We start from the raw sequence: 25,322 nt of genomic DNA, 5'->3' as shown, positions 1-25,322 counted from the left end.
CACCGTGATATGCTAAACACCGAAAAACTTCAGGTTTTTTTCAGCTTGATGGGAAGCAATAAAAGAAAAATTCCTAGGAAATGCGATATGACGACGATTTAGAAATGCTGAAAACCTGTTTGTTGTAAATCCAGCGGCTGACCATCTTTATGAAGTATCACGCAAGGATTGCCGTTCGCTGCTTGAGCTTCACCAATGCAGTGCATATTGGGAAACGATTGCTGCAGCGTCTGCATAACGCTGGCTTGCTGTAGGGAAACGCTAAATAATAGTTGATAGTCATCGCCGCCACTAAAGCACAGCGGCCAGCGTGTATCTGCCTGATCGATTGCGGTTTCTACTTTTTCAGCGTCGATCATGATTGTTACATCAGACGCGCGGGCGATATGCCCGGCGTCTTGTAATAGGCCGTCGCTAATATCCAAACAAGAAGAAGCGATGCCACGCAATGCCAGTCCAAGTTCGGTGTGCACCGCCGGGAAATAATAATGGCTGGCCCAACCCGTACTCTTGCCGGGTGTTTTAAGTACCTCAGGCAGTGCAAGGGCCGCAGCGCCTAGAGGGCCTGATAGCCATAACTGCTCGCCGGCTTGGGCACCGTCGCGGCGCAGCGCTGTGCCGTCATCGACCCAACCTTGCACTGCAATACTGATCACCAGCTGCTGGCCGCGGGTGGTATCACCGCCGAGTAGTTGTAAATCCAATTGATGCGCGTGCTGGCGCAGCCCTGTTGCAAAATCTTGCAGCCATTCGGCTTTAGCATCCGGTAGCGTTAGCGCCAGGTGAAACCCTTGCGGTGTGGCGCCCATGGCCGCCAAGTCACTGGCGGCACAACGCAGCGCTCTAGCGGCAATCAGCTGAGCAGGAGCGGTGGCGGGAAAGTGCACATCGGCCACTTGCGTGTCGATGCTTTGCACCAGTTGGGCGCCGACTGGCGGAGCAACGATGGAGGCATCGTCACCCACGGCCAATACGGTCTGCGGTGAGAGTGGGTAGCCGTCGGCAAAATGGCGACGAATCAGCGCAAACTCATGACCGCTCATGCGCTACTCTGCATGGTTGCGCTCATCGCACCGTTCATCGCATCGCTCATGTACTGGATGTTGCTAGCGCTTTTGGCGCAGCTCTACCGTGCGGCTGCGCTGCGCTAAACGATCCAGGACGCCGTTGACGAACTTGTGCGCGTCGGTGGCACCAAAGGTTTTGGTCAGCTCAACCGCTTCGTTGATGACCACTTTGTACGGCACATCAATGCGGTGCAGCATTTCAAACGCACCCAAGCGCAAAATGGCCAGTTCGACGGGCGTCATTTCTTCCAGGGCGCGGTCCACCAGTGGCGTCAGATGCGTGTCTAACTCCTGCTTGGCGCGCGGCACTCCGAACAAAATCTCATGGAAATATTCCAAGTCGACGCTGCTCATGTCGTTATCGGCGCGGAATTCGGCCTCAATTTGTGCCAGGTCGGCACCGGCCAGCTGCCATTGGTAAATGGCTTGTACAGCGTAACGACGGGCTTTTCGTCGGGCGGCTGCGCTGGGCTTGTTTTTGCCGGAAGTGCGAGACATGCCGATCAGGCCTCCATGGCTTGCAGCAAGGACACCATTTCAAACGCAGACATGGCGGCTTCTTCGCCTTTATTGCCGGCTTTGGTGCCACTGCGCTCGATGGCTTGCTCGATGCTGTCGACGGTCAGTACGCCGAACGACACTGGGATGTTCGCTTCCATCGAGGCCGATGCCAAACCTTTGGTGCACTCGCCCGCGACGTATTCAAAGTGCGGGGTGCCACCGCGAATAACGGCGCCCAAAGCGATGATGGCATCGTAATTTTGGCTTTCAGCGGCTTTTTTTACCACCAGTGGAATTTCAAACGCGCCTGGTGCACGAATGATGGTGATGTTTTCTTCTTCCACACCGTGACGCAGCAATGAGTCAACGGCGCCTTCCAACAGGCTTTCTACAACAAAGGCGTTCCAGCGACCAACAACAATGGCGTAGCGGCCGTCGTTGGGCGTCAGGTTTCCTTCAATGGTTTGAATATGTTTCATAATAATTCCAGTCGCAGTTATTCGCTGAAGGGGATGTATTCAGTAATTTCCAGATCAAAGCCGGAAATACCGCTGTATTTAGTTTCGGAGCTGAGCAGGCGCATATTTTTGACGTTCAGTGAGCGCAAGATTTGCGAACCAGTACCGATGGTTAAAAAGGCGCCGGAGCTGTCGGTGTTGGGGCTGCGGCTTGGGCGGCAGCGACCAAAATGTTGATCCAAACTGTCGCCGATTAATTCACCCTGACCGGCCGACAATAACACCAACGCACCTTTGCCTTCGGCGGCAATGCGTGCCAGTGCTTTGGTCGAAGACCAGCTTTCTGAATCGGATTGGCGCACCCCCAGCACATCGCGCAATACCTGAGTATTTTGCACCCGCACCAGAGTCGGCTCGTCTGGGTTGATGTCGCCCAGCGTCAGCGCCAAGTGAGTTTCGTTTTGAATGGTGTCGCGGAAGGTGTGCAGAGTGAACTCACCAAACTCGGTGTGCACCGCTTCTTTGCCCAGCAGTTCTACCGTTTGCTCATTGGCAATGCGGTAGTGAATTAAATCGGCAATGGTGCCGATTTTAATGTCGTGTTTTTCGGCAAATTTTTCCAGATCCGGGCGGCGCGCCATGGTGCCATCTGGATTCATAATTTCAACGATGGCAGACGCAGGCGTTAAGCCGGCCAAACGTGCCAGATCACAACCTGCTTCGGTATGACCTGCACGGCTCAAAACACCGCCAGGACGAGCGCGCAGCGGGAAAATATGGCCAGGCTGAACGATGTCTTCAGGCTTACTCATGGCATTGACCGCCACGCGAATGGTATGCGCGCGGTCCGCTGCTGAAATACCGGTGGTGACGCCTTCGGCGGCTTCAATTGATACGGTGAATGGGGTGGAGAATTTGGCACCGTTACCGGTCACCATCGACGGCAGGCCTAAATAGTCGCAGCGCTCGCCGGTCAATGTCAGGCACACCAGGCCACGCGCTTCGGTGACCATAAAGTTAATGATGTCTGGCGTTACTTTTTCTGCAGCAACAATGATGTCGCCTTCGTTTTCGCGATCTTCATCATCCATCAGGATGACCATCTTGCCGTCGCGAATGTCTTCAATAATGTCTTCGATCTTGTTCAGTGGCATAACACTTACTTCCAGAATCCATGTTCGGCGAGGAACGCCGGTGACAAACGGCTGTTGCTGTCGTGGCGTTGTTCACCTTTAAACAGCTGCTCAAGGTAGCGCGCAATAATATCAACTTCGAGGTGCACATGCTGGCCCACTCGGGCGTGGAACAGAGTTGTTTGCTCGGCGGTATGCGGCACTATGTTGAGCTCAAAGCCGCGCTCAGCAATGGCATTGGCCGTGAGGCTGATGCCGTCAACGGTGATCGAGCCCTTAGCGGCAATGTATTTTTCCAAGCTGGCCGGTGGCTTCACGGTCAGGCGAATAGAGCGCGCATCGGCCTGACGTTCCCGCACTTCACCGACACCATCAACATGGCCGGTGACAATGTGGCCGCCCATGCGTGTACTTGGTGTCAGGGCTTTTTCCAGGTTCACGCGGTGCCCGGTTTGCCATTGGCCGATCAAGGTGTGCTGCAAAGACTCGCGTGATACGTCGGCGACAAAACCATTGCCGGGCAGTTCGACCACGGTCAAACAGACGCCGTTGGTGGCGATGGAGTCGCCCAGTTGCACGTCGTTTAAATCCAATGCGCCGCTGTCGATGCGCAAACGAATATCGCCTTGGCGCAGCTCCACACTGGCAACCGTGCCAATGGCTTCAATAATTCCGGTAAACATGACGCTCCCGTCAGCTGGATGAGCCCGTGGGGGCTCGTAAAATAAAGCGAATGTCGTCGCCGATCTGACGCACATCGTGCCACTGCCAGCGCAATTGCTGTTGCATCTGTTCAAAGGGCAAGGATAGCAGTGGCCGCGCCTGGCTACCGAGCAAGGTCGGAGCTTGATACAGCACCAGCTCATCGACCAGTCCCGCCTGCACGAATGCCCCAGCCAGTTGGGCACCACTTTCGATCAACACTTCGTTGCAACCTTGCTCAGCCAAGTGACGCAGCAGAGCGTGCAGATCGACATGGCCGTTATTGGCTGGCGCTTGCCATTGCTGCAGCTCGCCCAACTCACTTGCGCGGTGGGCGTTGATGGCAGGTTGAGTCGATGCCCACAGCACCTTGCCAACTTGTTGCAGCAGTTTACAGTCGAGCGCTAAGCGCTGCTGACTGTCCACCACCACGCGCAGTGGTTGGCGCCATAAATGCTCGTCTTGCTCTATGTGGCTATCTTGCGGGCGCACGGTCATCGACGGGTTGTCGATCAACACCGAATCAACGCCAGTAATAACGGCGCAGGAGCGTGCTCGCCAGTGCTGCACGTCTGCGCGGGCCGCGGCGCCGGTAATCCATTGGCTTTCTCCGCTGGCCATGGCTGTACGCCCATCCAGGCTGCTGGCCATTTTAATGCGCACCCAAGGCAGGCCGCAGCGCATGCGCTTGAGAAAACCGTGATTTAATTCTTCGGCCTGCGCTTGCAGTACGCCCTCGATCACTTCGATGCCGGCATCGCGTAGGCGTTGATAGCCTTGGTCCGCCACTTGCGGATTGGCATCCCGGCAGGCGCCGACAACGCGCGCCACTCCGGCTTGAATCAAGGCATCGGCGCAGGGCGGCGTGCGGCCATAATGGCTGCATGGCTCTAAGGTCACATAGGCGGTCGCGCCGCGGGCTTGTTCACCCGCTTGTCGCAGGGCATGCACTTCGGCGTGAGGGCCGCCGGCTTGTTGATGCCAGCCACGCCCCACCACCTGGTCTTGCTGCACGATAACGCAGCCGACGCGTGGATTGGGGCTGGTAGAGTAGAGGCCCTGGCGCGCCAACTGCAGCGCTTCAGCCATATAGGCTTCATGCGTCATAAGGGTGGCCTTGCGGGTGGTCGTCGGCGGGGCATTCTGGGTCTGAGATGCGCTCGATCTCAGCGCGGAACTCGTCCAGGTCTTGGAAGCTGCGATACACCGAGGCAAAGCGCACATATGCCACTTGGTCGAGTTGGCGCAGCTCGGTCATCACGCACTCGCCCACCACACGGCTATCGAGCTCACGCTCGCCAGTGCTGCGCAGGCGATGCTTGATGCGGCCCAGGGCGGCCTCAATGGCTTCGACACTGACCGGACGCTTTTCCAGTGCGCGTTGAATGCCGCTGCGCAGTTTGTCTTCGTTGAATGGCTCACGGGTGCCGTCGGTTTTGACGATGCGTGGCATCACCAGTTCGGCGGTTTCAAAGGTGGTAAAGCGTTCACCACAGGCATTGCAGGCGCGACGACGGCGAATTTGTTCGCCAGCAGCGACCAATCGTGAATCGATCACCTTGGTTTCCGGATGAGCGCAAAAGGGGCAATGCATGGTAAAGAGCGGCTTCTTTAACGAGTGAGCAAAAGTTGCGCGATTTTAGGGCAGTTGACGCCAGAAAACAAACGAAAGTCCGCGTGTATGCGCGCATGGCGTGTTATGGCGAGGGTGCCGCATGGCCAAGCCATGCGGCGATTCGCTTGCTCAGGAGAAACAAGCGAACGGGGGAGGGTCACTTCACTTGTGCGAAGGTGTCGGTGATCTTGCTCTCAGGTGCAGGCGTTGCCAGGCTGACCGCGATGATGGCCACGGTCGCGGCAATAAAGCCCGGTACGATTTCATACAAATCGAACAGGCCGCCACTGAGCTGCTTCCACACCACCACGGTGATGCCACCAACTACGATACCGGCCAGACAGCCGAACCGGTTCATACGGCTCCAGAACAGCGACAGAATCACCGCCGGGCCAAACGCCGCGCCAAAGCCTGCCCAAGCGTACGACACCAGGCCGAGAACGGTGCTGTCAGGGTTCAGTGCCAGCGCCCAAGCAATGATGGCAATACCTGCCACGGCAAAGCGGCCGATCTTCACCAGAGTTGCCTGATCCGCGTTTTGGTTGATCAGCGCTTTGTAGAAGTCTTCGGTCAGAGCGGAAGACGATACCAGCAGCTGCGAATCCGCGGTCGACATGACGGCAGCCAAAATGGCAGCGAGCAAGATACCGGCCACCAGTGGGTGGAACAGTGCTTGAACCAGGTCCATGAACACGGTTTCTGGGTCTGCCAACGGCGTATCGAAGTAACCGATACCCGCAACACCGACAAAGAAAGCACCCATCAGGCCGAGAAAGGTCCAGCTGACGGCAATGCGACGTGCGGTTTTGACTTCGTCACGGCTCTTGATGCCTTTGAAGCGCGCCAGAATGTGCGGCTGACCGAAGTAGCCCAAGCCCCAAGCCGCCAGCGAGACAATCCCCATCCAGCCCAGCGCTTCACCAGCGGTGTTGGTCCATGGATCCAGCATTTCTGGGTTCTTGGCTTGCAGCAACTCGTTAGGACCTGCGCCAACGGCATTGAAGGCGGCAATGGGCACAATAATCAGCGCTGCTGCCATCAACAGGCCTTGCACCAGGTCGGTCCAGGAGACGGCCAGGTAACCACCAAACAGGGTGTAAGACACCACCGCGATGGTGCCCAGTGTCACCGCCAGGGTGTAGTCCAGACCGAATACGGTTTCGAACAGCTTGCCGCCGGCCACCAAACCAGAGCTGGTGTAGAACAAGAAGAACAGCAAGATAAAGAAAGCTGAAATGACGCGGATCGCCGCTTGGTCATCAAAGCGATTGCTGAAGTACTCCGGTAAAGTCAGGCTGTTGTCGGCCAACTCGGAATACACCCGCAGGCGCGGCGCCACAATCAACCAGTTGAGGTAGGTGCCCAGCAGCAGGCCACCGGCCAGCCAGGACGCTTCCCAGCCAGATGCATAAGCGTAGCCAGGCATGCCCAGCAACAGCCAGCCTGACATGTCCGACGCACCGGCCGACAGTGCCGACGGCCAGGCGCCTAAGGAACGGCCGCCGAGAATATAGTCAGATAAATCGTTGGTTTTGCGATAGGCCCAAACACCGATCCACAACATCCCGCCAAGGTAGGCGATGAAGGTAATCAGAATAGAAAAGCTCGTACTCATACTGCGCTCCTGTTTCTCATTGTTATAGTTCGCTCCAAGCCGCTAGGCTGGCTTGGGCGAGAGTGCAGCCAACGGCGAAAGAGCACACCGCTGGCTGTGTTTTCCGCCACGGACATGGCATCCGTGGCGGCTGATTCGGCGGTGACTGCGAGATCAGTCGTCCGCCTGCAACGACAGCAGCGACGCATTGCCGCCCACCGCTGTGGTGTTAATGGTGCGCACTCGCTCGGTGGCGAAACGCTTCAGGTAGTTTGGACCACCGGCTTTGGGGCCGGTACCCGACAAGCCTCGGCCGCCAAACGGCTGTACCCCGACCACGGCGCCAATCTGATTACGATTAACGTAGCAGTTACCGACGCGCACGCGCGACTCAATGTAGGCGGCGGTGGCTTCGTTACGGCTGTGAATGCCCAACGTCAGGCCGTAACCAGTGCCATTGATGTCGGCAATGACCTTATCCAGCTCATTGGCTTTGTAGCGGTAAATGTGCAGTACTGGACCGAATTGCTCGCGGCCCAAATCCGACAGTGCCGAGATACCAATCGCGACCGGTGCCACAAAGTGGCCGTGTGCGCATTCTTCTGGCAACTGTGCTTCCGCCAAAATACGGCCAGCGGCGCGCCAGCGCTCAACATACGAGGTCAGGTTGGTTTTTGCTTTGTCGTCGATCACAGGACCGCAATCTGTGCTGTAGTGCTGTGGATCGCCGATTTCGATGCGCTGCAGGGCGCCGTCGATTAAGGTCACGATGCGATCGGCAATATCGTCTTGCACACACAGAACCCTAAGCGCCGAGCAGCGCTGACCGGCACTGGCAAAGGCTGAGTGCATGACGTCGGCAACCACTTGCTCTGGCAAAGCGGTGGAGTCAACGATCATGGCATTTTGGCCGCCAGTCTCGGCGATGAAGGTGGCCAATGCGCCATCACGCTCGGCCAGCGTGCGGTTGATCAGTTGTGCGGTTTCGGTCGAGCCGGTGAAGGCGATACCGGTAACGCGGTTGTCCGGCACCAAGGCATTACCGATGGTGGCACCTGAGCCAGGCAGGTAGTGCAGTACGTCTTTTGGAATGCCCGCCTCGTAGAGCATTTCAATGGCGCGACCAGCAATCAATGAGGTTGATTCGGCAGGTTTGGCCAGCACGGTATTACCCGCCACCAGAGCAGCGACTACCTGGCCCATAAAGATGGCCAGTGGGAAGTTCCATGGGCTAATACATAAGAACACGCCACGGCCTTCGTAGTAGTGTTCGTTGCTTTCCCCTGTCGGCCCCGGCAATGCCGTCGGCAGCGCCATGTTCTGACGTGCTTGCTGGGCGTAATAACGGCAGAAGTCCACCGCTTCACGGATCTCATCAATGCTGTCTTGCAGGCTTTTGCCGGCTTCGCGCGCACACAGAGCCATCAGCTCGTCGGTGTGTTTTTCCATCAGATCGGCCATGCGATCCAAGCATGCGGCACGCTCGACCACCGCGGTGCGGTTCCAGCCAAACCAAGCTTTGTCGGCCACGTCTAATGCTTCTAACGCCTGTTCAGCGCAGGTCCAGGTCACTTCACCGACCACCTGACGCTGATCAAACGGGCTCAGTACTGGGTGCTTGTCACCGCCGTCTACGGCTTTGCCGTTGATAATCGGCTTTAGCTGCCACTGTTTGTCATCAAAAGCGCGAATGCTGTTGAGCAACGGCTCACGTTCGAAGGCGACGGACAAGTTATACCCCTGGGAGTTACTGCGTTCGGTGCCAAACATTTCGCCGGCACGAGGAATACGTGGGTTGCGGAACACGGCATGGCGTGATGCCGTCGCGACCGGCGACTGCACCAGATCGGAAACTGGGGTTTCAGCATCAACCAAGCGGTGTACAAAGGATGAGTTGGCGCCGTTTTCCAACAAGCGGCGTACCAGGTAAGGCAACAAGTCTTTGTGCGCTCCCACTGGGGCATAGATGCGCACGTTGATGCGATCTTGGCTTAACAGGTTGTCGTACAGCGCATCGCCCATGCCGTGCAGGCGTTGGAACTCAAAGGCGCGGTTAGGGTTGAGCTGCGCCAGCTCGGCTACCGCTGCTACGGTATGAGCATTATGGGTAGCAAACTGTGGGTACAGGCAACCATCGGTTTGCTCGCTCAGTAGGTAGCGCGCGCACACCATGTAGGAGACGTCGGAATTTTCTTTGCGAGTAAACACCGGGTAGTCGGCTAAGCCCAACTGCTGTGAGTGCTTAATTTCGCTGTCCCAGTAGGCGCCTTTGACCAATCGAATCGGGATCTCATCGCCTTGCTCACGGGCCAATGCGTTGAGGAAGCCCAACACGGCTGTGGCACGCTTGGAGTAGGCCTGCACCACCAAACCAAACTTATCCCAACCTTTGGCGACTGCGCTGTTGTAGACCTTTTGGAACAAGCGCATCGACAGCTCCAGGCGGTCGGCTTCTTCGGCATCAATGGTCAGGGCAATGTCATGACGGCGGGCTTCGGCCACCAGTTCGCTGACACGGGCTGCCAGCTCGTCCATCACGGCTTGCTGATGGGACTCTTCGTAGCGCGGGTGCAGCGCTGATAACTTGATCGAAATGCTGGGCGCCGGGCGGTCGTCGCGCCACTGGCTTTTGCTGTCTGCCAGTGCTTTGACGGCATCCATGTAGGCGTTGAAGTAACGCTCGGCATCGGCATCGGTAAAGGCGGCTTCACCGAGCATATCGAAGGAGTAGGTGTAGCCTTTGGCGCGATACGACTTACTGTTTTTAATCGCCTCGGTAATGCTGCGACCCAATACGAACTGCTTGCCCATGATCTTCATGGCTTGGTTCATGGCGGCGCGAATGACCGGTTCACCGGCGCGTTGAATCAATCCGGATAGCAAGTTGCCTGGTGAGCTTTCGCGGTTGGAAATGCCGGTCACTTTGCCGGTCAGCATCAAACCCCAAGTGGAGGCGTTGACCAACAACGAGTCCGAGCGGCCCATATGCTCGTCCCAGGCGGCGGCAGACAGTTTGTCGCGGATTAAAGCATCGGCGGTATCGGCATCGGGCACCCGCATCAGCGCTTCGGCCAGACACATCAGAATCACGCCTTCTTCGTTGTCGAGGCTGTACTCTTGCAGCAGCTTGTCGACGGCGTGGGCGACGTCACCTTCGGCTCGAATGGCTTCAACAATACGGCGGGCCCGCACTTCGGTTTGATGACGAATGTCGTCATTAGGCTCGGCCAGCTCTACCAGCTGGGCCATGTAGCTGTCTTCGTCGACGGCGTACTGTTGCTCAATGGCTTGGTACCACTCAGCAGCACTGAGTTTGGCAGTCGTGTTAAACAGCGTAGAGACATCAAAACCGCTCATCGCGCACTCCTGTTCGTTGTTATGGCGGCAAAAGGCCGCACTTGTTGCACAGTTAACGATCAAAGGTACGCGGGCCTGCGGGGTAAAACTTGTCAGATGTTCCGGCAGTTTTGTCAAAAACTCCGATAATCGGCCGATTGCTCGAGTTTCGTACTACTTTCGTCGCAGCTGACCTGGGGATAAATCAAAGCGAGCTTTGATCGCATGGTTGAGCGCACTTTGGTTGGCAAAGCCGGTTTCGGCGGCCACCGCGCTGATGCTCATGGAAGAGTTTTGCAGCAGCCAAGCGGCTTGTTGTACGCGTTGCTGCAGCACGTATTGATACGGCGTCATGCCGGTTAGTTGACGAAAGCGCAGATGAAACTGGCTACTACTCATGTGACAGGCGTTGGCCAGCTCATCGACGCTGATTTTATCCGTCAGGCGCTCGGCAATCAGTTGATCGAGCATCGCCAGATCGATGCGCCCGCTGCTGGCTTGAGTCGGGTTGCGATAGGGCGCAATGCGATGAAACACGCTGTGCAGCAGCACAGCACTGATGTGTTGTTGCAGCGGTAAGTCGTGAGGGCGCAGCTGCAGTTCTGACGCCAGGCTTGCTATTAGGCGCTGAAGATTGTCGTCCAGTTCGATAAATCGCGGCTGCGAAAACAGCTGTTGGAATAGACTGGCTTCGATCAACAGCGGCGATTCGTCTTTCACGCTGACGTCGATAATAAAAACGGCATTGTCGCCGTCGCCATGAAACGAATGTTCGCAGTCGCTGGGCAGCAAGCAGCCGTGGCCAGGCCCAAAGTGGCGCTGTTGCGCTGGCGGCAATTCAAACCACACTTGTCCGTGCAAACCGAGCACCACCTGGTGGTGATGATGGCTGTGCCGATGTGGCTCTGTCGCGAGTGTCTGTGCACGGCATGCGCCAATGCTGCGCATAGAAGGCTCCAAGGTTGAGTGCTGAGGCATCCAATATGGCTTGCATGCCAACAGCGTTTACTGTGGCACAACTAGGATCAGTTAGCTGGTGCAAGGACAGCATTGCAGCGCCGTAGTATCGCACAGCCGTCGCAGCAGACACAGAATCGGCGGCTATCTTGGGTGCGACTGCTCGCACGGGTGCACTCGCCTGTGCACGTTCGATATGGGGCTAAAGAACGGGCTTAACAAACGGGTTTGATTAACGGGTTTGATTAACGAGAGGCGAATAAGCCATTGCGTTAACGGGGTCAGTTAATGGCTGGAGCTAATTGATAAGCGGGCTGGGTTGCACCTGATTAAGCAGGTCGAGCCAGTTTTGCAGCTGTTCTGCCAGGCTCTGACCGTCGGGGTCAAAATGATCTATCTGCCCCCAGCGCTCAAAACTGCTTTGGCAAAAACGTGCGCTGATGTCGTTGTAATACAAGCACCGCTTGCCGGCCACCGCGACCACCCAAAAACCGCAGCCTTCATCCCCCAGGGATGCTGTTGCCACAGCTCAGGCCAAGGCAGGCGTAACATGCGCCACAGATGCTGCTGGTTGGCGGGCAGCTGTTCGATTTGCTGCAGCACGGTGTGCAATTCGGTGTCGGTGATCGGGGTCCAGTGATCCATCAGGGCGCAGCTCTCAAAGTCCGAGCCTGCGACACTAACAAGGGAGTGTGAAATTTGTATGACAGCAGGCCATTGCTGGATGGCCTGCTGTGGCGTTTGAGCAGTCGCTCAGACGGAAGGCGGCTTATTTATAAACCGGGAAGCGCTCGCACAGTGCAATCACTTTGTTGCGTACTTCTGCTTCAACTTGCTCAGAGGTACCGTTCTCCAGCGACTCCAGTACGTCACAGATCCAGCCAGTCAGCTCGATGGCTTCGGCTTCGCCGAATCCACGGCTGGTGATGGCCGGTGTACCCAGACGCAGACCAGAGGTAACAAACGGTGAGCGTGGGTCATTTGGTACGGCGTTTTTGTTGACCGTAATATTGGCACGGCCCAATGCCGCATCGGCGTCTTTACCGGTGTACTCTTTGCCGATCAGATCCACCAGGAATAAGTGGTCATCGGTGCCGCCAGAGACGATGTTGATGCCACGATCGATAAAGGTCTTGGCCATGGCTTGGGCGTTTTTCACCACTTGTGCTTGGTACGCCTTGTAGTCGTCGGACATGGCCTCTTTAAAGCACACCGCTTTTGCTGCGATCACGTGCATTAAAGGACCGCCCTGGGATTCTGGGAAAACGGCAAAGTTGAGCTTCTTGTTCAGCTCTTCGTCTTCTTTCGCCAGAATCAAACCGCCACGAGGGCCACGCAGGGTTTTGTGGGTGGTGGTGGTAACGACATCGGCGATGCCAACTGGTGATGGATACACACCCGCGGCGACCAAGCCAGCAATGTGTGCCATATCGACAAACAGGTAAGCACCAACGGCATCAGCGATGTCGCGGAAGCGTTGCCAATCCACCACGCGGCTGTAGGCAGAGAAGCCTGCGATGATCATCTTGGGCTTGTGCTCTTTTGCCAGGCGCTCGGCTTCGTCGTAATCAATTTCGCCGGTTTCAGGGTTCAAACCGTACTGAACGGCTTTATAAATGCGGCCGGAGAAAGACACCGGGGCACCGTGGGTCAGGTGGCCACCGTGCGCCAAGCTCATACCGAGAATGGTGTCGCCCGGTTCACACAGAGCCATGTAAACAGCGGCGTTGGCCTGGGAGCCAGAATGCGGCTGCACGTTCGCATACGGTGCGCCAAACAACTCTTTGGCACGCTCAATGGCCAGTTGCTCGACCACGTCAACATGCTCGCAGCCACCGTAGTAGCGCTTACCAGGGTAGCCTTCGGCGTACTTGTTGGTGAGCTGAGAACCCTGTGCTTCCATCACCCGTGGGCTGGTGTAGTTCTCTGAGGCAATCAGTTCGATGTGGTGTTCCTGGCGGGCATCTTCCGCCTGCATGGCTGACCACAGATCCGGGTCAAACTCCGCTATGTTCATGTCACGGCTAAACATCAGGGCTTCCTCATGTCGTTCTGGCAAATTTTACGGGCGGTCATTCTAACGCAAAAGCCCGGTGGCGGCACTTGAGATGGCATCAACTTAACCTGACGGCCGTTCATAGTGATCGCTTGGGCGGCTTGCGTCTAACGCCAATGAATGAAGCGGAAAGTGAGTCGTATCTGTTTGCATCGTGGATGCTGGATGCAAAACGAGCCCAGTTTCGTGGGCTCGTCGCTTGAGAAACGCAGGATTCTGCAGGCAGCAATCCCAGTGTATTGATGAGCGGTTAGATGCCGTATTTTTTCATAATGGCATCAAAGGTGCCGTTGGCTTTGATGGCGGCCAGGCCTTTGTTAAAAGCGTTAATCAGTTCTTCGCTGCGGGCGTTGGCCAGCCCTGAGGTAACATGCAGCTTATTTTCCGACAATGAGTTGCTGGTAAAACGGAACTGACTGACGTCCAGACCAGCGCCGGTCATTTGCGAACGCGCGACGATTTCGTCTTCCAGTGTCATATCAATACGCCCGGCCATTAGTTTGCGCAAGTTCAGCACCAGATTGTTTGCCTCCGGGCGCGCAAAGTGCCCGGCGGTTAAAAACTCATCGCCATAGCCGTAGCCGCGCACAATCCCCACGGATTTTCCCGCCAGACTGTCCATGCCGGTGTACTCGAAGCTGCTGTCTGCTTTGGTGATGAACTTAACTTGGTTGATGGCGTAGTGGTCGCTGTAGCGTAAGTACGCTGAGCGCTCCTGGGTGAACCAGGTGCCAATTAGAAAGTCGACATTGCCGTTTTTGACGTCCTCGATGGCACGTGCCCAAGGGGTGAGTTTCATGTCGACGGTGTAGCCTTGGGTCTTCATCGCTTCTTGCACCACTTCTACCGAAATACCGGGAGGATTGCCCTCTTGAACAAAGGGTGGCCAGGGGTCTTGGGCGGCGGTTACGGTCTCTGCCAGGCTATTGCACGACCACAGGATCAGACTGGTGATTAGAATAAGCATACGCATGGTGTTTCTCCTAAGAATCGACTTTGAAGCGTTGCAGCTGACGCAGTACGGAAGCGGCCAGCTGACTGACTTGCTCTGCGTTATCTGACGAGTCGACAGCCAATTGGTGCATGGAAGAGGCGCTGTCGGAAACCTCTTCAATGGTGGTACTCATATCGCTGACCGCTGAGGTTTGTTCCTGTGTGGTGTGGCTGATCTGGCGGTTGCATTCGGCGGTGTCAGAGCTGGCGGTGCTGATGGCGGCAATGGAGGTGTTGGCGTCGTCGCACAGGCTGACGGTGCTTTGGGTGGCATCACTTAAGTTATGTAGGCCTGCTTCCAACTGGCTGCTGACCTGGCGCATGGTGCCGATGTGTTGATCAATTTCGTCGGTTGATTGCTCAGTGCGAGCAGACAGGTTGCGTACTTCATCCGCCACTACGGCAAAGCCGCGCCCGGCTTCGCCAGCGCGGGCGGCTTCGATGGCGGCATTGAGTGCCAGTAAGTTGGTTTGCTCGGCTATGGAGCGAATAACACCAAGAATGTCGCTGATTTGCTGGCCCTCAGCAATCAGCTGATTAGCGCTGTTGCTAACGGCAGCAATTTGCTCAACCAGCTCATCCACTCGGCGCACCAGCTGCGCGATCATTTGCACCCCCTGATCGGCGGCGTGCTCTGTGGTGGAGATTTTATCCAGCGCAGATTGCGCTTGCTGATCGATGGCGACGATGGACTCGCGTAAATGCTCACTCGCCGAACGCATGTTAGTCAGCAAGGTTTGCTGTTGCTGGCTGTAGCCTGAGGTGTCGGCTGCTTGCTGGCGCGCGCTACCGGCTTGCGCTTCCAGCGCTTTGGCGTCGTGAGTGGTTTGTTGAACGATGTCCTGCACCGATTCGATAAAGGTGTTGATGCCGAGGCTCAGCGGTTGCAGTTCGACTGCTCTGGGGGTGGGCAACCGTCGCGTCAGATCGCCATCGCCGCTGGCAACAGCGTCCACGGCAGTAGTGATGCGCTGCAATGGGCCCATCAAGGTGCGCCCCATCAAGATCAACAACATGGCGCCAATGACCAGATCCAACACCACCACTAAGGCCACCTGGCGCCACATTAGCCGCGTCAGCTGGGGCTGAATAAAGGCCGCGTCGACGTAGTAATTGGCGATGCCAACGTCGTTCATTTCGCCGTAATCTTCATATTGCAGGGCAAACTCGCGCACATCGTCGAGGGCGGGTGGCTCTTCCAACGCGGTGATCGGTTCTTCGGGGTTATCGCTGAGGGTGAACAGCAGTGTGCGCTCACCATCGGTATTGATGACCTCGATGGCAATAATGCCCTCATAGGCCAACTCAGACTGAATCACCGACTGCGTCATCTGCTCGTTAAAGTTCCAGATCGGACCTGGCAAGCTCAGTTGAGTGCGTTTGGCCGAGGCTGCAATTTGGCGTTCGAACTCTGCCATTAAGTTAGCTTCGGCCTGTTGATAACTGTAATAACCGAACGCAGCCAACAGCAAGGTGACCACAAACACCAGCTGAGCAGCCAAACGGAAGCGAACACTGTACATGGCTGTTCCTGACAACAAGCTCGTGTTGTTAGCGTAGGTCAGTCGTCGCCGCTTGCCAGTGCGGCTGGCAACTGTGACTCGATGTCACAGTTGCCATGTGACCCAACTCTCAGATCGCTCTATTCCCTCAGTACCGTTACTGACTGTTACGGACAGCACGAAAAATGACGTCAATACTGGCTGTATCCGTCTAAGAACTTCGAGCAAGCGAGGCCAGCATGAAACAGTGGACACACATTGGGTGTGGTGCAGTACTAGCACTGATGTTGGCCGCCTGCGGTGGTGGTGGCAACGACTACGATGGCGAGTTGGCGACGGAGGGCGGCTCGGGTGACGGTACGACCGATCAACCCAGTACGCCGCAGCCCGATGTGCCAGAAACGCCAGACGACGTGAGCAACACCGATTGTAGCGCCGAGGTGGATCGTTTTGCTGAACAGCTGTGGCAGCCAGTGCTGTCTGGCAGCTGTTTAACCTGCCATCAAAGTGGCGGCATCGCTGCCAGCTCTGGGTTGGTGTTGCAGGCAGGCAATGACAGCACGGCCTTAAGCACCAACTTACAGCGCGTGTCTGACTACATTGCCTCAAATGGCAGTGGCTTGCTGGTACAAAAGCCTTTGGGGCAAGTGGCTCACGGTGGTGGTGCGGTGATTTCGCCCAACAGCGCCGAACATCAAGCGATGCTCACTTGGTTGCAAACCGACCCTGTCAGCTGCAGCACTGATGGCGAGGAACCTGAAGCGCCCGATAAGCAAATCGGCAGTGTCTGGCAGGGCGTCAACAATGCCGGCGCCAGCGACACCTTGCGCAAAGCGGCGCTGCTATTTGCTGGACGTTTGCCCACCGCCGCCGAAGTGCAATCACTCGGTGACGGCAGTGACGAGTCATTGCGACGGGTGATTCGTGGGCTGATGACCGGCGAAGGTTTTGATCAGTTTGTGCTGGAAGGCGCCAATGATCGCTTGTTGACCAATAAATGGGCCAACGGTCGCACACCAGCGCTGGATCTTCTTTACGACGGCGGTGATCGCTTCCCTTATATCGAAGCGCGCTTGCAGCCATTGAACGAGGCGGTCAACAACGCCACCAGCGAAGCGCAACGGGAGGCGGCAGAACGTGCTCGCAACCAAGCCTGGGAACGCACCAATGAAGCGTTGGCCATGGCGCCTCTGCAGTTGATCCGCTACATAGTGACTTCGGAGCGGCCTTATACCGAAGTGCTGACCGCCGACTACATCATGGTCAATCCGTATTCCAATGATGTGTATAACACCGGTGTTAGTTTTGCGAACGATCAAAATGAGGACGATTGGCGCCCGGCGCGTATTACCAGCGGCTACTCTCTTGGGCCTTTGCCGCATGCTGGTGTGCTGTCGTCACAGATGTTCCTAGCGCGTTATCCATCGACGGACACCAACCGCAACCGCGCGCGCTCGCGCTGGGCCTATTATTTCTTCCTCGGTGTTGATATCGAAGGGCTGGCGGTGCGCTCCATGGATCCAGATGCATTGGCAGACAACAACAATCCGACCATGAACAACCCGGCGTGTACCGGCTGTCATACGGTGATGGACCCAGTGGCCGGAGCATTCCAAAACTTTGGCGACAGTGGGTTGTATCGCGACGCCTGGGATGGCGACGACTCCTTGCCCGACACCTACAAGGACAGCGGCCTCTACCAAGAGGGCGATTTGTGGTATCGCGATATGCGCATACCGGGTTTTAACGGTGCCGAGCTGCCTCAGTCACAACAGTCACAGGGCCTGCAGTGGCTGGCGCAACAGATGGTCGCCGATGCCCGTTTCGCCAGCGGTACCGTGCAGTTTTGGTGGCCAGCTGTGTTTGCTGCTGAGCCGTTGGCGGCGCCGACCGAAACATCGGATCAGGACTATGCACAGCGGCTGGCTGTGTATCAGGAACAGCAGCGCATGATTGCCGACTTCGCGCAGCGCTTGCGCAGTGGCGCGTCCGGAAATGGTGCTTACAACCTAAAAGATATGCTGGTCGACATGGCTGTTAGCCCGGCGTTTCGCGCCGACACTGTGGTGCCTGGCAGTACGCCGTTGGCCAGCGATATGGGCCGCGGCCAGTTATTAACCGCCGAACAACTGAATCGGAAACTGGAAGCGTCAACGGGCGGGCGTTGGCATCATGTTTGGAATGAAGACGATGCGCTGCTGTTGGATGCCTATTACGGCATTTATGGCGGCATTGATTCGGACACTGTGGTGGAGCGCGGTCGCCAGCTGAACACCATGATGTACGCCGTGGCCAATCGCATGTCGAGTGAAATGGTGTGCAGTTTGGTGGTGAACGAATTTGAGCAACCGCAAAGTCAGCGTGTGTTGTTCACCGAGGTGGAAAGCACCGACACACCGCAAAGCAATGCGACCAGCGTGCGCTTGCAAGTCAATCGCTTAATTGATCGCCTGTGGGGTAACCCGCTGACCGATTTAAACACTGAGCAAACACAGGTGTATGCCTTGTTCGAAGAAGTGTGGCAATCGCGATTAAATTCAGCCCCCAGTGATTATTTATTCTATAACGATGCCAATGAGCCGCATGACGATAACGACGAGTACTGCCGCTTGGATTGGGACAACGCCGACAATGGCGCTTTGCTGCGCGATCCGAATCACACCCTGCGTGCTTGGATGGCGGTGTTGAGTTATTTGCTCGCCGATTTTGCCGTTTTACATGAGTGAGGTGTGATATGTCGTCTGCAAGTTTGAAACGTCGACAATTTCTGCAAGCAATGGCGGCAGCAGGGCTCAGTGCGTCGCTGCCTTGGTCACTGCGCAGTCATGCCGCGGGTGAGGCGCAACCCTACACTGGCCCATTTTTTGTCAGCATTGAAGCCGAAGGTGGGTGGGACGTCACCAGTTTCTGCGACCCCAAAGCCACGCCAGCCATTAATCGCTGGGCGCAAACCAGCGGTGTTCAAAGCATTAATGGCAGCCCCATTCAGTACGCGCCTTTTGCCCACAATCAGCGCTTTTTTAATAAACATTACGCCGATACTTTGGTAATTAATGGTATTGATACGCAAACCAATGCACACCAAGCGGGACGGCGTCACAGTTGGAGCGGGCGGTTAGCCGAAGGATATCCATCGTTTGCGGCCATGGCCGCCGGTGCCTTGGGGCCGCAGTTACCGTTGGCGTATTTATCCAATGGTGGTTACAACCAGACGGGTGGTTTGGTGACCTATACCCTGATGCAAGACCCCAGTGCGCTGAATAAATTGGTGTATCAGGAACAGTTTTTAGACTACGACCCCAATGATTGGGATGCGCCTAAGTTTTTTCATCGTAAAGCCACGCGCGACATTCTCAACCGCTACAAAGCCGAGCGGCTGGCCCGGTTGCAAAATCAGCCGCACATGGCGCCACGAATTGAGCAAGCATTAAATCAATTTGCCACCGCTCATGCCGGCCAATCGCAGTTGCAGGCGCTGGCGGATTACATTCCAGCCACACTCGTCAGTAATACCGACGACGATGGCTATTGGAATCCACTGCGCCGACAAGCACAAATTGCGTTGGCGGCTTATCGCTCGGGTTTGTGTGTCAGCGCCGATTTGGTCACTTGGGGATTTGATACGCACGCTGATCACGACAACGAGCAGACGCAAGCCATGCAGCGCTTGCAAAATGGTATTGAATATTTATGGAGCGAGGCTGAGCGCCTTGGTATAGCTGATCGTCTGATTGTATTGGTGCAGTCGGACTTTGGCCGCACGCCAGAATACAACGATGGCAATGGCAAAGATCATTGGCCCATTACCAGTGCGCTGATTATGGCACGCAACGTCAGTTGGGCGAATCGTGTGGTGGGGCAAACCACCGCCGCGCATGAAGCACAGGCCATTGACCCGACGAGTTTGCAACTGTCTTCGTCTGGCGTGGTGTTGCAGCCAAAACACATTCAACAGGCCATGCGCCGTTTAGCGGGTATTGAAAATCACGCTGTCAGTCAGCAATTTCCGCTAGACGCCGAGAATATAAATTTCTTCTCCTGACCTGCAATAAAAGCGCAGTGGATGCGCTTGTATTGCAACATGATCAATCGTGACGACTATCGCTACTTTTTAGCGGTATAGGAGCTTATGCCAACTCGGCATTGCTGCTGCGGCCAATGGACTCGATTAACCGGCTGTTTGGTTCTGCTTGGTAAGCTTGCTGCAGTAGCGCCACCAGCTGATCCGAATGTGCAAACCTTGTCTCTTCAATGGCGGCGACTTCGATGCCGGCCGTCCAAGAGTTCATCACGGCAGCGCCGCAATAAGACCCGAGCTGGTTTATAGGTATTACCTCAGTGCGCTGCGATATTCCCAGGCGTTTGAGTTGTCGTGTAACGATGCCCATCATGGTTCCTGTTAGCATTGGGGCTTTTGGCCAGATCACGCTGTCGCCGTCCCAAAAAGCCAGATTCCAGATGCTGCTTTCGCTGACATCTCCCGTTGGTGTAATAAACAGAGCGTCGTCAAAGCCGCGCTGTATTGCCTGATGAAGATAATAGGTTTTGCCGATTTCACCGACGTGTTTTATATGGGCTAACGGGCGTTGATACTCAAACGCCGCTAAACGTAGAGGCCTTGGTGGACCATCGCGTGGTTCGGATGCACGAATGAGCAGCGATGGTAAGGCATTGGCACTGTGGCCACTAAATTCACCTTGGTCGACAAATAACGTGGCGGTGAGCGACTGCGCTGCTGGGCCGGAATTAATCGCAGCGCATAGGGCTGCAGATAGATATTCGTCGCTCAAAGTTTGCTGAAACAAGGCTCGCGACGCTTGTTGTAACCGTGCTAAATGTAAGTCCCACCCTTTGATGGCACGTTGGCGTACTTGTAGGGCAGTGAAATGAGCGAATCCTGCAAAGGCCAAATTGGCCAGCTCGCCTTGTTCAAGCGGCTTGCCGTTTAGTATGACTGGGTAGTGTTCGTTAGTCGCCGACATGGGTTTTCCTAGTTGCGTTTGATAATGTCGCCAGTATCAACCCTGACACTAATGTTAGAGTCAATGGGTCAGAGTCAATAGCTCAGAGCTCACAGTTGAGGATCAATAGCAAAATGAAAATTGGCGAGTTATCGCAGCGTACCGCCGTCAGCATTCGTATGTTGCGCTATTACGAAGAGCAAGGTTTGTTACAGCCCAAGCGCACGGTGGCAGGTTATCGTGACTATCGCGACTCCGAGGTGGCAACCGTGACAAGAATTAAGCTGTTAAGTGACGCAGGGATGCCCCTGTCCACCATTCAGGTGTTTTTACCCTGTATTCGTAGTGACGGGCCGGTGTTTGAACCTTGTGACGAACTGAGAAAGTTGCTCAAGCAGCAAATTCACCAAACCGACGATACTCTGCAAAAACTTCAAAATAACCGCCAAGTACTGGCGAATTTTTTGCGGGAAATTGAGGCGGCGGATAACTGATTAAAATATTTTTTATAAAAAGCGCGCCATGTTGACGCGCAAATGATTTTTTATACTTGTGTTTTTTTATGTTCTTGTGTCGCCTTGGTTGTGGGGGTTCAGACCTCCTAGGCTAACTGTGCAGCTTGGCTGTTAGCCCATTTTGAAATACTCCAAGGTATTGTTGCTTTCATCGCACTCGTCGACTTCGCCCTTGTAGTCTGCTTCGGCTTTCAGCTCTGCATTGGGATCAAACACCCAATAACCGTTGAAGTACAGCGTCAGTGTGACGGAGGCGCCGGCGGCTAATGCCGGTGTTGCTGCCACCGTCCAAGAGCCGTTGCCAGTATCGGTCAGGCGCAGGTGGCTGGCCGCCGCGGCTTGCGTACCTATGTTGCTAATGGTGACTTGTACCACCGAGCGATTGTTGGCGTGATCCCACGTGGGGTCGTGTATTTTGCTGACAATCAGATCGGGCTGTTGGCAGCGATACACACACAGGCACATGTACAAATCCGACTTTAAAATGTCGTCTGGTGTGGCGGTAAAGCAAGCTTGCAGCTGGTCAAACTGATTGCCATACAACCAGCGTGCATCTGGATCATCTTTACCGTAATAAATGGCTTTTTCGTTGCTGGAAATTTTGCACACGTGGGTGGTTTCGAACTGGCCAGTGGGTTCGTTGGCCTTTTCCTGCTCAGCGATGCCAGCGCCCTGGGTCCAAACTTCGCAGGTCTGTGGGCACGTCATCGGACCTTGCTGTTGGTAGAAGTTGGGGTACCAAGCCGCTTTGTAAGTGGCCGCAGTGTAGTCGAGTATTGGGTCGGTTAGGGCGCTGGCAGACATCCACAACAGCAGCAGTCCCACAATAGAACGAACGCTCATAACAGCTAACTCCTTGTCAGTGATGTGAGGGAAATTGGTCGTCATGTGTTGCCCGCAAACGCGCTTGTGCGGCGAGGGCAATTCAGGCGCCCAGTCTAGGGCGTATTAGGAGCAGCGGCTCCGCAAGAATTAGCCTCTCACGCTCGTGGATGAGCGGAAACGGCAACGCAGAGAACTAAGCCGCATAACCGATGACGTTCGGACGGGCGGTATGGTCTGGATATTCAGCCATACCCCGAAGGGCTGGGGTCCTTTTTTCCCGGAGTCGCGTTATTCGTTGCTTATATAACCAGCTAAACCACACGCCTTATGCCTTCTCAAGAAAAACTGACTTCCAGCAGCAAAGGGCTAAATAGTGTTAACAGACCCTAAGTGGTCATTACGTTTCGGCGGGATGGAATAGGTACCAACGGCGTGTGCTACCGGTGCATCCTGACCATCTGAATAAATGAATACATCCCCAATGATCAGAGTTTTGCCGACTTTAATCAGCTGGCAACGCGCCACCAGATCTTTATCCGCCACAGGTTTGTTGAGAAAGTTGATGTTCAAATTGGTGGTGACGGCCAAAGCAACCAAACCAATTTCGTGCAAAATCGCCACATACAGAGCGGTATCTGCCACTTCCATCATCACTGGGCCAGACACGGTGCCACCAGGGCGTAAATGCTCAAAGGCGATTTTTTTGCGCACCGTGGCGCTGCGTTCACCAACGTCATCAATGCTGAAATTGGCTTGTGGAAAGTCGCGTGTGAAAAACTCTTGCAGTTGCTGCTTGCTGGGTTTCAAACCTTGATCCTCTCTGTGGATTCGCTGGGATGCTAACCACAGAGAGGATGTGTGCCAATGGCGGCAGTGAGCGCCAACAGTGACCGATTTGCTCGTTTGGCTATCGGCCATGGGGCGCAGGCAACGATTAAACGGTTACCTCAGTGGTGACATCAATATTGCCGCGCGTGGCGTTGGAATAAGGGCATACTTGGTGGGCATCGTCGCTCAGCTGTTGCGCTGCAGCAAGCTCCATGCCAGGTAAAGATACCTGCAGATCGGCACTGATCGCAAAACCGCTACCACGGGTGTTTTCGCCAATGCCAATGGTGGCGCTGACGGATAAATCGGCCGGCAGCTTAATCTTTTGTTGGCCCGCCACGTACTTTAACGCACCGATGTAACAGGCTGAGTAGCCTGCGGCAAACAGCTGCTCTGGATTGGTGCCATCACCACCGGCGCCGCCCAGCTCTTTTGGTGTGGATAATGCCAGCTCTAAGCTGCCATCGGCGGCGCTGGAGCGTCCGTCACGGCCGCCGGTTGAAGTCATGGTAGTTTGGAAAAGGGCTTTCATTGTGTCACCTCGATGCGTCGTCTTATCGCTAATTGTTATCGCGATAACTATCTGGCTTAAAAAAATGCTGCCGATGCAGCGCTGATTGAAGTTAAGTTATCGCGATAACTAATTTGGTGCAAGGGTTATTTCAGCAACTGTTGTTTTAGCTCGTTGAGGTTGTCACGTAAGTCGACCAGATTCTTTAGCGGCAGATCGCACGCTTCTAATATGCACTGATTCACTTGCAGCCCTTGTTCGCGCAACACTTGGCCGGCGTGTGTCAGCTCAATACTGAGTGAGCGGTCATCGTCTTTGCCGCGTTGACGGCGAATGAAACCGTCGGTTTCCAGGCGTTTGATCACTGGGGTGAGGGAGCCGGACTTTTGCCCCAAGCGCTCAGCGATGTGCTTGAGCGTCACGCCGTCTTGCTCCCATAGAATCAGCATGATGGTGTACTGCGGATAGGTCAGCCCGATCGGTGTCAGCAGCTCTTTGTACATCTGCGTCATCGCCAGTGAGGTTGAGTACAGGGCAAAGCAAAGCTGATTATCCAATGCCAATGGATTGCTGCCTGGCGCTGGGTCTGAAAGCGCCGGGTCTGATGGTGCCGGATTTGAAGGTGCCGGGTTTGCAGGAGTCTGATTCGAAGGTGTTGTCATGGGGCTTCTTGTGCGGTTGCTCTGCCGTCAGTTTACCTGAGTTTTGTCACTGGTGGCGGCTGCGCACGGATACCGCTGTGGTTAACCGAAGCGCAGTAAAGTGACGCTGCTATAGTTCAGGAAGTCCCACTGTTTAAAAAGGAATGATCATGGCTCGCTTTGCTTGCTGCGCAGTATTGTGGCTGTCGTTGGGTTTGCTGGGGTGTGATCAACAGGATGAGGCCGAGGTTGTCTCGCCGACGGTGGATGAGCGAGCTAAAGTCTTGCTAGTGATGAAGTCGCTGGTAAATCCGTTTTATGCAGCGATGGAAAAGGGCGCGCGCCAAGCCGCAGAAATCCGCGCCGCGCAGTTGATTGTGCGCTCCGGTACCAACGAGACCCTGGTCGAGCAGCAAATTGAAATCATCGACGAGCATCTGGCCAGCGGTATCGATGCATTGGTTATCGCGCCGGCCAACTCGGTTGAAATCATTCCCGTGCTGCTGCGCGCGCATCAGCAAGGGGTAAAAGTCGTAAACATCGACAATCAGGTGGACCCGATGGCCGCAGCGGCAGCCGGTTTGCCGCCGATTCCATTTGTGTCGGTGGACAACGAACGCGGTGGCTTCTTGGCAGCCAAATACCTAGCCTCGCTGGTGGACGGGGAGGCCAAGGCACTGGTCATTGAAGGGCCACGCAGTGCAAAAAATGCCATTCAGCGCCGCAATGGCGCGCTGGCTGCCTTTGAGCAGGCGGGCAATATTGAGTTGGTGGCGGCTGAGCCGGCGCACTGGAAGCTGGAGCAAGCCTACGCATTAACCAAGCAAATGCACGCCAAGTACCCGGACATCAACCTAGTTTTTGCCGCCAACGACATGATGGCGCTGGGCGCGATTTTATACGCACAAGAAAACGAGCTGAGTGACTGGCTAATCGGCGGTTACGACAATATTCCCGATGCCGCCAGCGCGGTAAAAAGTGGCTGGCTCAAGGTTACCGTTGACCAGCAAGCGGACCAGCAAGGTTATCGTGGCGTGATGACGGCATTGGATTTATTGGAATCGACATCGGTGGATCCGACCGTACTGGTGGACGTACTGGTGGTCACGGATTGAGTAGGCATTAGC

At 55.6% G+C, this 25,322-nt stretch carries 23 protein-coding genes; 4 read left to right on the top strand and 19 right to left on the bottom strand.

Features of this window, described 5'->3' with window-relative positions:
* Positions 1–98 precede the first annotated feature (98 nt).
* From thiL to CHH28_RS19120, 14 genes are all read right to left on the bottom strand, one after another.
* Complete coding sequence (gene thiL, locus CHH28_RS19185; protein ID WP_094061823.1) at positions 99–1,043, bottom strand: thiamine-phosphate kinase; 945 nt, start codon at positions 1,041–1,043, stop codon at positions 99–101.
* Positions 1,044–1,106: 63 nt separating this feature from the next.
* The gene (gene nusB, locus CHH28_RS19180) at positions 1,107–1,565 is read right to left on the bottom strand and encodes a transcription antitermination factor NusB (RefSeq protein ID WP_094061822.1); all 459 of its coding nucleotides are present in this window, start codon (positions 1,563–1,565) and stop codon (positions 1,107–1,109) included.
* Positions 1,566–1,570: 5 nt separating this feature from the next.
* Complete coding sequence (ribE, locus tag CHH28_RS19175; RefSeq protein ID WP_094061821.1) at positions 1,571–2,047, bottom strand: 6,7-dimethyl-8-ribityllumazine synthase; 477 nt, start codon at positions 2,045–2,047, stop codon at positions 1,571–1,573.
* A gap of 17 nt (positions 2,048–2,064) precedes the next feature.
* Entirely contained in the window at positions 2,065–3,180 is a 1,116-nt protein-coding gene (gene ribBA, locus CHH28_RS19170; protein WP_094061820.1) for a bifunctional 3,4-dihydroxy-2-butanone-4-phosphate synthase/GTP cyclohydrolase II, read from the bottom strand.
* Between the two features lie 5 nt (positions 3,181–3,185).
* A complete protein-coding gene (locus CHH28_RS19165; protein ID WP_094061819.1) occupies positions 3,186–3,842 on the bottom strand; it encodes a riboflavin synthase in 657 nt (218 codons plus the stop codon).
* 10 nt (positions 3,843–3,852) lie between these two features.
* Positions 3,853–4,968 (bottom strand): bifunctional diaminohydroxyphosphoribosylaminopyrimidine deaminase/5-amino-6-(5-phosphoribosylamino)uracil reductase RibD, encoded by a 1,116-nt coding sequence (gene ribD, locus CHH28_RS19160; RefSeq protein ID WP_094061818.1) that lies wholly within the window; start codon positions 4,966–4,968, stop codon positions 3,853–3,855.
* The gene (gene nrdR, locus CHH28_RS19155) at positions 4,958–5,455 is read right to left on the bottom strand and encodes a transcriptional regulator NrdR (protein WP_094061817.1); all 498 of its coding nucleotides are present in this window, start codon (positions 5,453–5,455) and stop codon (positions 4,958–4,960) included. Before nrdR ends, ribD begins: the two co-directional genes overlap by 11 nt.
* A 178-nt stretch (positions 5,456–5,633) precedes the next feature.
* Positions 5,634–7,091, bottom strand: a complete 1,458-nt coding sequence (gene putP / locus CHH28_RS19150) for a sodium/proline symporter PutP (RefSeq protein WP_094061816.1) — start codon at positions 7,089–7,091, stop codon at positions 5,634–5,636.
* Between the two features lie 153 nt (positions 7,092–7,244).
* Entirely contained in the window at positions 7,245–10,427 is a 3,183-nt protein-coding gene (gene putA, locus CHH28_RS19145) for a bifunctional proline dehydrogenase/L-glutamate gamma-semialdehyde dehydrogenase PutA (RefSeq protein WP_094061815.1), read from the bottom strand.
* Positions 10,428–10,580: 153 nt separating this feature from the next.
* Positions 10,581–11,354, bottom strand: coding sequence for an AraC family transcriptional regulator (locus CHH28_RS19140; protein WP_199243950.1), 774 nt, complete (start codon positions 11,352–11,354; stop codon positions 10,581–10,583).
* 307 nt (positions 11,355–11,661) lie between these two features.
* On the bottom strand, positions 11,662–11,889 hold the full coding sequence (locus tag CHH28_RS19135) for a hypothetical protein (RefSeq protein WP_094061813.1): 228 nt from the start codon (positions 11,887–11,889) through the stop codon (positions 11,662–11,664).
* 243 nt (positions 11,890–12,132) lie between these two features.
* The gene (gene glyA / locus CHH28_RS19130) at positions 12,133–13,395 is read right to left on the bottom strand and encodes a serine hydroxymethyltransferase (RefSeq protein ID WP_094061812.1); all 1,263 of its coding nucleotides are present in this window, start codon (positions 13,393–13,395) and stop codon (positions 12,133–12,135) included.
* A 274-nt stretch (positions 13,396–13,669) separates the two neighbouring features.
* Positions 13,670–14,392, bottom strand: a complete 723-nt coding sequence (locus CHH28_RS19125) for a transporter substrate-binding domain-containing protein (RefSeq protein WP_094061811.1) — start codon at positions 14,390–14,392, stop codon at positions 13,670–13,672.
* A 10-nt stretch (positions 14,393–14,402) separates the two neighbouring features.
* On the bottom strand, positions 14,403–15,935 hold the full coding sequence (locus tag CHH28_RS19120; protein WP_094061810.1) for a methyl-accepting chemotaxis protein: 1,533 nt from the start codon (positions 15,933–15,935) through the stop codon (positions 14,403–14,405).
* A 218-nt stretch (positions 15,936–16,153) separates the two neighbouring features.
* On the opposite strand from CHH28_RS19120, the gene CHH28_RS19115 reads away from it, so the two are divergent.
* Positions 16,154–18,640 carry a DUF1588 domain-containing protein gene (locus CHH28_RS19115; RefSeq protein ID WP_094061809.1) on the top strand — a complete coding sequence of 829 codons (2,487 nt, stop codon included), beginning with the start codon at positions 16,154–16,156 and terminating at the stop codon, positions 18,638–18,640.
* Positions 18,641–18,648: 8 nt separating this feature from the next.
* Complete coding sequence (locus CHH28_RS19110; RefSeq protein ID WP_094061808.1) at positions 18,649–19,956, top strand: DUF1501 domain-containing protein; 1,308 nt, start codon at positions 18,649–18,651, stop codon at positions 19,954–19,956.
* Positions 19,957–20,041: 85 nt separating this feature from the next.
* Here CHH28_RS19110 and CHH28_RS19105 read toward each other — a convergent pair whose 3' ends face one another.
* Positions 20,042–20,896, bottom strand: coding sequence for an aminotransferase class IV family protein (locus CHH28_RS19105; protein ID WP_094061807.1), 855 nt, complete (start codon positions 20,894–20,896; stop codon positions 20,042–20,044).
* A gap of 113 nt (positions 20,897–21,009) precedes the next feature.
* On the opposite strand from CHH28_RS19105, the gene CHH28_RS19100 reads away from it, so the two are divergent.
* On the top strand, positions 21,010–21,369 hold the full coding sequence (locus CHH28_RS19100) for a MerR family transcriptional regulator (protein WP_094061806.1): 360 nt from the start codon (positions 21,010–21,012) through the stop codon (positions 21,367–21,369).
* Positions 21,370–21,501: 132 nt separating this feature from the next.
* Here CHH28_RS19100 and CHH28_RS19095 read toward each other — a convergent pair whose 3' ends face one another.
* The 4 genes from CHH28_RS19095 to CHH28_RS19080 form a co-directional block, all read right to left on the bottom strand.
* A complete protein-coding gene (locus CHH28_RS19095; protein WP_157730011.1) occupies positions 21,502–22,233 on the bottom strand; it encodes a CARDB domain-containing protein in 732 nt (243 codons plus the stop codon).
* A gap of 348 nt (positions 22,234–22,581) precedes the next feature.
* Positions 22,582–23,022, bottom strand: a complete 441-nt coding sequence (locus tag CHH28_RS19090) for a PaaI family thioesterase (protein WP_233243668.1) — start codon at positions 23,020–23,022, stop codon at positions 22,582–22,584.
* A gap of 127 nt (positions 23,023–23,149) precedes the next feature.
* Positions 23,150–23,575: an organic hydroperoxide resistance protein gene (locus tag CHH28_RS19085; protein ID WP_094061803.1), complete on the bottom strand. Its 426-nt coding sequence runs from the start codon at positions 23,573–23,575 to the stop codon at positions 23,150–23,152.
* Positions 23,576–23,700: 125 nt separating this feature from the next.
* Positions 23,701–24,216 (bottom strand): MarR family winged helix-turn-helix transcriptional regulator, encoded by a 516-nt coding sequence (locus CHH28_RS19080; RefSeq protein ID WP_094061802.1) that lies wholly within the window; start codon positions 24,214–24,216, stop codon positions 23,701–23,703.
* Between the two features lie 149 nt (positions 24,217–24,365).
* Between CHH28_RS19080 and CHH28_RS19075 the strand changes: the two genes are divergently transcribed.
* Positions 24,366–25,310, top strand: a complete 945-nt coding sequence (locus CHH28_RS19075; RefSeq protein WP_157730010.1) for a substrate-binding domain-containing protein — start codon at positions 24,366–24,368, stop codon at positions 25,308–25,310.
* The last annotated feature ends 12 nt before the right edge of the window (positions 25,311–25,322 follow it).

Source organism: Bacterioplanes sanyensis (assembly GCF_002237535.1).
Taxonomy (GTDB): domain Bacteria; phylum Pseudomonadota; class Gammaproteobacteria; order Pseudomonadales; family Oceanobacteraceae; genus Bacterioplanes; species Bacterioplanes sanyensis_A.
This window is presented reverse-complemented; position numbering and strand designations above follow the sequence as displayed.